The 1498-nt window shown below is 66.4% G+C and carries 2 protein-coding genes; one reads left to right on the forward strand and one right to left on the reverse strand.

The window, feature by feature from the left end; genetic code table 11:
• Positions 1-21: 21 nt before the first annotated feature.
• Positions 22-1161, reverse strand: a complete 1140-nt coding sequence (locus tag KBI52_RS01530) for an IS630 family transposase (RefSeq protein ID WP_210804875.1) — start codon at positions 1159-1161, stop codon at positions 22-24.
• A gap of 58 nt (positions 1162-1219) precedes the next feature.
• Between KBI52_RS01530 and KBI52_RS01535 the strand changes: the two genes are divergently transcribed.
• Positions 1220-1498 (forward strand): LexA family transcriptional regulator, encoded by a 279-nt coding sequence (locus KBI52_RS01535; RefSeq protein WP_210804876.1) that lies wholly within the window; start codon positions 1220-1222, stop codon positions 1496-1498.

Genomic DNA, 1498 nt, shown 5'->3' on the forward strand with positions numbered 1-1498 from the left:
CCTAGATCCTCGGCGCAGTGATTATGACCGTTTGGCGAGTGGCTCGAGAGGAGCTGTTTTGGGATAGGCACGGCCCATCTTGGTGCGGGCCTTCTCTGTCGTGAACATCCAGGTCATGCGTGTACCGGCGGCGTTGCGCTCGCGCTCCCAGGCGGCGATTTCCCGCTCGAGCCCCTCGCGCGGGTCGATGCGCCGGTCCAGGCACTGGCCCTTGAGCACCCCGATCTCGATCTCGACCATATTCAACCAACTCGCGTGCTTGGGGGTATAGTGGAACTCCAGCCGCCCCAGGAGGCGATGCGCCTCGTCAGGTGGGAAAGCCTCGTAGAGGGAGCCGGGCGTGTGCGTCGACAGGTTGTCCATCACCACCCGGATCCGCTCGGCCTGCGGAAAGTCCACATCCACCAGTTCGCGCATACACACGGCAAAGTCCTTGGCCGTCCGACGATCCGTGACGCTCACTTTGCGCCAGGGCTGGTGCGCATCCACCATCACGAACAGGTTCACCGTGCCACAGCGGCGGTACTCGTAATCAACCCGCTCAATCTGTCCCGGCGCGGCCGGGAGCGGCGGGCGCCTCTCGCCGATGAGCTGGACCGGGCTCTCATCGAAGCACACCACTGGCCGCATCGGATCAGGGCCCTCAGCATAGAGGTCGAGCACGTCCTCCATGCGCGCCACATACTCGCCATCGATCTTCGGGACGCACCACATCTTCTGCTGCCAGGGCTTGAGCGCGTTCTCGCAGAGGCGCCGGCGCACCATCTCGCGCGACAAGCTCTCGTGTTGGGTGAGCCGCACGATCTCGCCGGCCAGGAGTTCCAGCGTCCAGCGGGCCCGGCCCGCCGGCGGCTTTGCGCAGGCGGTCGCCACCAGCAGCGCCTCCTCCGGGCCTGAGAGCTTGCGGGCGGCGCCGGGACGAGGCTCCTCGCTGAGAGCCCGCTCCAGATTGCCCTCCACGAAGCGACGCTTGGTCCGGTACACGGTCGAGCTACCCACCGCGACACTCTGGGCAATCGTCTCGTCTGGCACCCCAGCATCGGCTGCCAGCAGGATCTGCGCGCGCTTGAGCGTGCGGGCGGCCTGCTTGCCGCCGCTGAGCATCGCCTGGAGTGTGGCGCGCTCGGCCTCGCTCAGCTCAACCCGGTAGCATATGTTCATCTCGGCCTCCCGTGTGAGAGGCCGAGCTGAATCAGCCGATGAATCGAGCGTGTGGCGGATGTCTGAGAAAAGCTTCACTGACCGGCAGGGCCAGTACCTGGCCTTCATCGACGCCTACACGCGCGTTCACGGCCGCCCTCCGGCCGAGACCGACATGCAGCGTCATTTCCAGGTCACGCCGCCTTCCGTGCACCAGATGGTGCTCACCCTGGAGCGGGCCGGCTTGATCCGCCGTCAGCCCGGAGTGGCGCGAAGCATCGAGGTGTTGGTCGCCCCTGAAGGCCTGCCCCTCCTGCGCCACCCCCAACCCGTCAAATCCTCTGCGCCGAGGATCTAG

The organism is Microvirga sp. HBU67558 (assembly GCF_018069605.1).
Classification (GTDB): Bacteria; Pseudomonadota; Alphaproteobacteria; order Rhizobiales; family Beijerinckiaceae; genus Microvirga; species Microvirga terrae.

Coding starts and splice junctions, on each gene's coding strand:
- KBI52_RS01530 (WP_210804875.1), bottom strand. CDS start 1,161: ATGAACATATGCTACCGGGTTGAGCTGAGCGAGGCCGAGCGCGCCACA.
- KBI52_RS01535 (WP_210804876.1), top strand. CDS start 1,220: ATGTCTGAGAAAAGCTTCACTGACCGGCAGGGCCAGTACCTGGCCTTC.